The 7,192-nt window shown below is 59.2% G+C and carries 7 protein-coding genes; 3 read left to right on the top strand and 4 right to left on the bottom strand.

The window, feature by feature from the left end; translation table 11 throughout:
• Positions 1-175: 175 nt before the first annotated feature.
• From IC66_RS0126055 to IC66_RS0126040, 4 genes are all read right to left on the bottom strand, one after another.
• Positions 176-1,810, bottom strand: a complete 1,635-nt coding sequence (locus IC66_RS0126055; protein WP_157158097.1) for a calcium-binding protein — start codon at positions 1,808-1,810, stop codon at positions 176-178.
• Between the two features lie 414 nt (positions 1,811-2,224).
• On the bottom strand, positions 2,225-3,127 hold the full coding sequence (locus IC66_RS0126050) for an SMP-30/gluconolactonase/LRE family protein (RefSeq protein WP_038949625.1): 903 nt from the start codon (positions 3,125-3,127) through the stop codon (positions 2,225-2,227).
• Positions 3,124-4,296: a M24 family metallopeptidase gene (locus IC66_RS0126045; protein ID WP_038949624.1), complete on the bottom strand. Its 1,173-nt coding sequence runs from the start codon at positions 4,294-4,296 to the stop codon at positions 3,124-3,126. Before IC66_RS0126045 ends, IC66_RS0126050 begins: the two co-directional genes overlap by 4 nt.
• A 48-nt stretch (positions 4,297-4,344) precedes the next feature.
• Positions 4,345-5,004 carry a GntR family transcriptional regulator gene (locus IC66_RS0126040; RefSeq protein WP_028142367.1) on the bottom strand — a complete coding sequence of 220 codons (660 nt, stop codon included), beginning with the start codon at positions 5,002-5,004 and terminating at the stop codon, positions 4,345-4,347.
• Between the two features lie 227 nt (positions 5,005-5,231).
• On the opposite strand from IC66_RS0126040, the gene IC66_RS0126035 reads away from it, so the two are divergent.
• The 3 genes from IC66_RS0126035 to IC66_RS0126025 all read left to right on the top strand — a co-directional run.
• Positions 5,232-6,251: a TRAP transporter substrate-binding protein gene (locus IC66_RS0126035; RefSeq protein ID WP_028142366.1), complete on the top strand. Its 1,020-nt coding sequence runs from the start codon at positions 5,232-5,234 to the stop codon at positions 6,249-6,251.
• A gap of 71 nt (positions 6,252-6,322) precedes the next feature.
• Positions 6,323-6,832 carry a TRAP transporter small permease gene (locus IC66_RS0126030; RefSeq protein WP_038949623.1) on the top strand — a complete coding sequence of 170 codons (510 nt, stop codon included), beginning with the start codon at positions 6,323-6,325 and terminating at the stop codon, positions 6,830-6,832.
• A 58-nt stretch (positions 6,833-6,890) separates the two neighbouring features.
• Positions 6,891-7,192: TRAP transporter large permease subunit (locus IC66_RS0126025; RefSeq protein WP_038949621.1), on the top strand; the 302-nt coding region annotated here is incomplete at its 3' end.

The raw sequence follows: 7,192 nt of genomic DNA, 5'->3' as shown, positions 1-7,192 counted from the left end.
TCCGACCGCCGAGGCGCAACTTCGCAGATGGGCCACAAACGGACTCATGTATTGCCGCAACTTTCAGGCTTGGTGTTGACCACGTTGAAAAAGCATGCATCACGACGAGACGGTCCGAGCGCAAGGAACGAGGTTTGGAACGCATGTGCGGTATGCGGGCAGTGTTAGTATCGGCTCAGGTCAACAGATCGTACTGAGAAGGCGCGAAAATGAAATCTTCAGGCCTGAGCGTTTGCTCGCTGAGCACAACCACGTCGTTGCCCGGACTGAACGTGACCGTGCTCTCGTGCGTGACAGGATCGAACGGTGAGATGCTCAGATCGCTGAAGTCCTCGATACCGAGCGCAGAGACGTCGATGTGATCGGCGCCCCGATTCGAGAGTCCCTGTCCGAAGTCCTCGACTTTATCGTGCCCGTTATCGAAATCGAACACGAACGTGTCGTTCCCTCCTTGGGCAAAGCCGAGCATCATCTGGGCATCGCCCCAGATGTTATCGTTTCCCGTGGCGCTAACCAGCTTGTCGTTGCCGCCGCGCGCGTAGTCGGACATGGATTGGGCGTCGCCGACGAGAATGGTCTCGTAGCTGTCCGCGGCATGCGGATACGGATCATTGCCGCCGACCAAGGTGTCATTGCCGCCAAGCGCGCGGCCCGACATAGTCGACGCATCGCCATATGCTTGATTGATGAGCTGGGAAAATACGTTGCCGCCGAGATAGCTGTCGTCGCCGCCAACGGCCTGATCGCCCATATTGCCGCCAGCATCGCCGTAGAAGAGATTCTGGTTTTGCGTGCCTGAGGCCTGGAATGTGTCATTGCCGCCGTTGGCACGACCAGACATGTCGCCCGCGGCGTCGCCATAGAACGTACTTCCCCCTAAGCCGGTCTTGTTGAACGTGTCGTCCCCTCCGTGGGCAGAGCCGGACAGGTTTCCGCCAGCATCGCCGGAAAAGACATTTCGGTCGGCGAGTGTTGCATCGCTAGAGTCGTCGAACCTGTCGTTTCCGCCGGCGGCAGAAGCGGACATATTTGCACCGGCATCGCCAAAGACGAAATTGAACGGATTAATCCCGCTCACAGCGAAACTATCGTTGCCGCCGGCCGCATGACCGGCCATGTCGCCTCCGGCGTCACCATAGAGATAGTTGTTGTACTCGGATCCGCTCGCAGTGAAGCTGTCATTGCCGCCGCGGGTATGCCCGAGCAAGCCTCCGCCAGCGTCGCCATAGAACACAAAACTGCCATCCGGTCCGATGTGACCAACGAATGTGTCATTACCGCCGACCGCGCAATTGATCAGGTTTCCACCCGCGTCTCCATACACGGTAATTGTTTGATGTCCGCCAGCGGTGACACCGAAGTTGTCGTCACCACCCTTGGACTGACCGGACAATATCTCGCCAGCGTCGCCATAGGCATTCACCCTCGCTCCGGGCGTAAAGGCCAGGGGCAACTCGAGATTGAACATGTCATTGCCCGCAATGGCCCAGTCCGAGATATTGCCTCCAGCGTCACCGTACATATCCAGGCTGAAAGTCTCGCCAGGAATTATAGCGGACGCCGGTAATTGAGCGGACAACGTGTCGCTGCCACCCCGGGCATGATGAGAAATGTTTCCGCCCGCATCACCGAATAGGCTTCCAGAGCCGGACGTCAGCAACGTGTCGTTGCCGCCGATCGCGCGGCCGAGCAAGTCCACGCCAGCATCCCCGAACAGTGTGTTTGTCGGATGGGAACCAACCAGTGTTTGCGCTGCGCCATGCTGTCGTCCCGTGAGTGATCCACTTGTGTCGCCAAAGAGAACAGCCATGTGACCCTCCCTCGTGGTTTGCAGGTTGCCGCGGAGATGCGTCCCAATGACTTACAACGTTTCGTTGTTAAAATTAAATCACATTTTCAAACTAATTAAATCACATATTTAAATAGATTCTGGGTGGGTAAGCGGCGGCGGTTTCGCAACTGAGCCGCTCCTATCCAGCCTACATTGGCAATCATGACTACCGGCCAGGACCCACGGGCTTCCGCTCCAGGTCAAATGCTGCCATCGCGCACCATGCCGCGATTGGTCAGCTGAGGGCCACAACCGGACACATGTATTGCCGCAACTTTCAGGCTTGGTGTTGACGACGTTGAAAAACATGCATCACGACTCCGAGCGCAAGGAACGAGGTTTGGAACGCACGCGAAGCCGAAGTCAGCCATGGGCAGTAGCGAACATGCAATTTCAGCGGGAGCTGGACACGAAACGATGTTCAAAAAGCCCCTCGGCAATGCCGTGGACCGCAAGAAGATGTCCCGCCCGAGTTTCTGCCCACAATTGATGCGGATCTAGAAACTTCCTCGCCGATGTGATGAACAGCGTTTTGAGATCGCTGCCTCCAAAACACACGCAGGTCGGATTCGTCACCGGTAAGTCAATGACCGTGTCAATCTCGCCGTTCGGCCTATAACGCGCCACCCGTCCGCCCGAAAAGAACGCCGTCCAAATCCCTCCGTCGACATCTACGCACGCACCATCTGGCCGCTGCTGCGAGGAACTGTAATCCGCAAACAGGCGCCGGTTGCGGATTACGCCGTCGTCGAGATCGAAGTCGAACATCCAAGTGCGGTAGCGCCGCGTGTCTGTGAAATAAAGCGTGCGATTGTCAGGCGAGAATGCGATCCCGTTGGTCACGATCACGTCGCCGAAAGACCGCGTCACCTCGCCGTTTCCCGTCACACAGTAGAGCGAGCCGTTCGGACGGTGTAGCTGATTGTCCATGGTGCCGATCCACAATCTGCCACGCGCGTCAACGCGGCCGTCATTCAGCCTGTTGTCAAGCCCGCCTTCGACTTCGCACACTTGGGCTATCGGCGCGCCGTCGGCACCTTGGCGAAACAGACGCAGATCCTGCGCAAGCAGGTGCGCGCCGTCCGCCGTCAAAGCCTGGCTGCCCAGGAATTGGCAATCGTAGGAGGATGTCTGGTAGGCACCCGTCGACGGATCGAACGATTGGTGCAGCCTTCTATCGATGTCGATCCACCACAGCTTGCGGGAACGATCGCACCACAGGGGCGTCTCGCCAAGGATGTCTGCGCTGGCAACGGCAGTCTCGACTCTGGACGCGGGAATCAAATTGGCGCTCATGCCGAAATCCGATACCAGTCGCGCGCGTCATCCCCGAAGGCCTGAAAGCCGGTCGCGGTCACGGCGATGGTATCTTCGAGCTTGATGAAGCCACGCCGCGAATGCGGCAGCGTGGTCTCGATCGAAATGACCATCCCAGCTTCGAGAGGTACATGGGCGTCGTCGGCGGGATAGGGAATGGGGCCGGTCGCCATAAGCCGTGGCGCTTCGTGGCTGACGATGCCCATGCCATGGGCCACGAACTGCAGCTGCTTGCCGTGAGGCGACCGCGCCAGCGCTTCCGTGGCGGCGGCGTAAATCTCGCTACCCATCAGGCCCGCGCGAATTGGGGCGCGCGCGGCCTGTTGGATCAGGTCGATTTCAGCGAGCAGATCGACAAGCTCGCTGTCCGGCGTCCCGTGCACCGCCATTCGGCAAAGATCGCCGATGTAACCTCGGTAGTTGCCGCCCGAATCCAGCGAGATGATATCGCCGGGCTTGAGACGTTGGTGCGAGGGAGCCCGATTGAGGCTCGTTCCCATCGTCACCAGGGCGTATTCGAAGGTCATGTCACGGGACAATTCGGCTTGCCGCAGACGATCTATGATCTCGCGCTTGCTCTGCCCGAGGCCGGTTTGACTGGCTGCCTCCATCATGGAGGCGACCACCCGCTCGGACGCTTCGCGGAGGATCTCCAGCTCGCCCGCGGTTTTGATCGATCGTAGTTTCTCCAGCGGCCGCATGGCCTCGACGAGCTGACAATGCGGGAGCTCCGTGCGCAGCACGTCGGCTGCGTCCAGCGGTAGGAACGACGCCTCAACGCCGATACGAAGCGCAGGCGTCGCCATCGTCTTGATGTGTTTGAGCGCGAGCGTCATAGCCTCGACCGAGGTTGACGATCCAAACACGACCGCCGGCAACCAGCATCCGTCGATCGTCCTGTTCTGGATGCTGTCCCCCTCGTTCCGATTGGCGATGTAGACCGACTTGTCGAGCGCGCCCTTCACGTAGACGAAGATGGGGAGATATCGGCTGATGCCGATCGCCTCCATGTAATCGAATTGGAAGTGATAGTACCCGCCGAGAAGGTACCGGATGTTGTGCTTCGAGGTGACAATCAAGATGTCGATGTTGAAGTCGTCGAGCAGGCCATCCAGCTTGACCGTGGAGAACGGGATTGTCGCGCTCATTGATCGTTCTTCTGCATCGACGATTTGATCCCGGGGCAGACCCAAAAGTCAGCTGTCCTTCCAGGAGGACAGCGCATGCGCGACACAGCCATTGATGTGCTCGCTGAGGACGGCCTTAGCGCTCTTGATGTCGCGCTTCAGGGCGCATTCAAGCAGCGCCTTGTGCTGGTTGATCGTCTCCCTGCCGCGATAGCGCAGCGCATAGCGGAAATATTTGTCGAACACGATCGCGTGAGTATGCATAAGCTCGCGCGACCCGCAGCTGGAGATCAGCGCTTGATGGAATTCGCCGTCGTAGCGCTTGCGCAACTCGGGATCGTCGCCGTCCTTAAGGACAGTGCGCTCGGTGGCCGACAGCTTGTGATGCGCTGACACCACGCGGCCCTCCCACTCGACGTCCCCGGCCCGAAACGACTCCGCCATAGCGTGATGCTCAAGCAGGATCCGCAGATCGGCAAGCTCGCGCAGGTTCTGGATCGAGATAGGCGCCACCTCAAAGCCACGCTGGCCTTCGGCGACCACAAAACCTTCCGACGCTAGGCGATTGAGAATCTCACGCAGCGTCGAGATGCTGACGCCGTAGTCCTCCTTGACCGCATCGAGCTTGAGACGGCCCGCGGGCCTGAGCACGCCGAAAATGATGTCGGACCGAATGCGCTGATAGCCGCTGTCGCCCGCTGATAAGGGCCGTTCCTCAAGTGCCGTCATTGCCTCTGATCTCGCTTGACCGATCATGCTCCACCGGGAGGCGAGCCGAACCATCTTTAACGCAAGGATTATAGGACCGCAATCACCTCTGACGTTCTAAGCTATCTCATATGAACTTTGATCTATCATTTGACATCCAAATCGATGTATGATGTCTAAAAACAGCTAAAGGCACGAAACGAGCGCCGAAGTCGCCGGTCGCGCCCGGTCAAACCAGGGAGGAAACGATGAGCTTGTTGGTACGGGCGCTGTCTGCGACGGCGATCTGCGTAGCGCTGACGGTCGGGGCGTCCGCCGCCGACGACATCCAGGATCGGACGATCAGGTGGGGGCACCTCAACAACACCGATCATCCCGTCAGCTTTGGCGTGCAAAAGTTCGCTGAGATCCTGCTGGCCAAAAGCGGGGGCAAGATGAAGGTGCGCGAGTTCGCCGCTTCGCAGCTCGGCAACGAATTGCAACAGCAATCGGCGCTACGGGGCGGCACGCAGGAGATGCTGTCGGCCTCGACGACGTCGCTCGCGACCGTCATTCCAGAGTTCGGCCTGATCGATTTCCCGTTCCTGTTCAACACGACCGAGCAGGCCGATGCTCTCGCGACCGGCAAATTCGGCAAGGCGATGATGGATGCGCTGCCGTCGAAGGGGCTGATTGGCCTCGGATATTGGGGCCTGGGCTTCCGCAACGTCACGAACAGCACTCGCCCGATCACCAAGCTTGAGGACTTCAGCGGCCTCAAGCTTCGTGTGATTCCGAATCCGGTCTATCTCGAAAGCTTCAGTGCCTTTAAGGCAAATCCGGTCCCGATGGCTTTCGGTGAGCTGTATTCGGCGCTCGAGACCCGCACCGTCGACGGCCAGGAGAATCCATACACGGTCATTCTCTCGAACAAATTCTACGAAGTGCAGAAATACGTTTCCGCCACAAATCACACCTTTACTCTGAACATCATCCTGGTGAGTAAGATCTTCTGGGACAAGCTGTCGCCGACCGAGCAGGGCCTGATGCGTGAAGCTTATGAAGAAAGCCGCGGCTATCAGAAGGAGCAGACCCGCCTTCAGACCGACAAGGCTCTGGCGGAGCTGCAGGCCAAGGGCATGCAGTACAACGCGATCGCTCCCGAAGAAACGGAGCGCATGCGGAAGGCGGCGCAGCCGGTCGCGGACAAGACGTCGGCCAACCTTCGTCCCGAGACGGTGAAGCTCTTCAACGAAGAAGTCGAGCGCATCCGCAAGGACGTGAAGTAGTCGACTTCTTTTATAACGCAGGCCGAGCCGGCCAGTGGCCGGCTCCGCTCTCAGATGCCCGGACGTCACGCATGGCGCGAGTTCTCGACCTCTATTGCACGTTCCTGAAGGCCGTCATTGCCGCGTGCCTCGCGGTCATGGTGGTCCTGGTCTTCGGCAATGTCGTTCTGCGTTACGGCTTCAACTCCGGAATCACGATTTCCGAAGAGTTGTCGCGCTGGTTGCTGGTCTGGTTGACCTTCCTCGGCGCAATCGTCGCGCTTCGCGAACACGCTCACCTTGGCGTCGATAGCCTCGTCCGGATGCTGCCGGCTTCTGGCAAGCGCATATGCTTCGTCATCAACTATTGCCTGATGCTCTTCGCCGACTGGCTGTTGCTGTCGGGAAGCTGGCGCCAGACCATCATTAACATCGACGATCGCGCGCCGGCGACTGGTCTCTCGATGGCGATCTTTTACGGGGTTGGCGTGATCTTCGGCGTGTCGGCCGCAGTCATCCTTCTCTACGACCTCCTCCGCGTGCTTACGGGACAGGCGAGCGAATCCGACATGGTGGCCGTCAAGGAATCGGACGAGCACTGATGTCTCATCGAACCGCGCCAGGCAGCATCCACCTCCAGCAGTCCACCGGGATCGAGTCATGACGATCGCCGTCTTCACATTCTCGCTGCTGGGCGCCATGGCTCTGGGCATGCCGATCGCCTTCGCGCTCATCGTCTGCGGCGTGGCCCTGATGAGCACGATCGGCATGTTCGATGCCCAGATCGTGGCGCAGAACGTCATCAACGGGGCCGACAGCTTTCCGCTGATGGCGATTCCCTTCTTCATGCTCGCAGGCGAGATCATGAACAAGGGAGGGCTGGCCAAGCGTATCGTCAACGTCGCGCTGGTCGCGGTGGGGCATTTCCGTGGCGGGCTCGGCTATGTCACGATCCTTGCGTC

This window comes from Bradyrhizobium genomosp. III, assembly GCF_000261705.1.
GTDB classification, from domain to species: domain Bacteria; phylum Pseudomonadota; class Alphaproteobacteria; order Rhizobiales; family Xanthobacteraceae; genus Bradyrhizobium; species Bradyrhizobium ottawaense.
Note: the sequence above shows the minus strand (reverse complement) of the source record. Positions and strands in the feature narration are given on the sequence as shown.

Bases quoted from the DNA above. Each gene is read 5' to 3' on its own strand.
- IC66_RS0126055 (WP_157158097.1), bottom strand. From the start codon at position 1,810: ATGGCTGTTCTCTTTGGCGACACAAGTGGATCACTCACGGGACGACAG.
- IC66_RS0126050 (WP_038949625.1), bottom strand. From the start codon at position 3,127: ATGAGCGCCAATTTGATTCCCGCGTCCAGAGTCGAGACTGCCGTTGCC.
- IC66_RS0126045 (WP_038949624.1), bottom strand. From the start codon at position 4,296: ATGAGCGCGACAATCCCGTTCTCCACGGTCAAGCTGGATGGCCTGCTC.
- IC66_RS0126040 (WP_028142367.1), bottom strand. From the start codon at position 5,004: ATGACGGCACTTGAGGAACGGCCCTTATCAGCGGGCGACAGCGGCTAT.
- IC66_RS0126035 (WP_028142366.1), top strand. From the start codon at position 5,232: ATGAGCTTGTTGGTACGGGCGCTGTCTGCGACGGCGATCTGCGTAGCG.
- IC66_RS0126030 (WP_038949623.1), top strand. From the start codon at position 6,323: ATGGCGCGAGTTCTCGACCTCTATTGCACGTTCCTGAAGGCCGTCATT.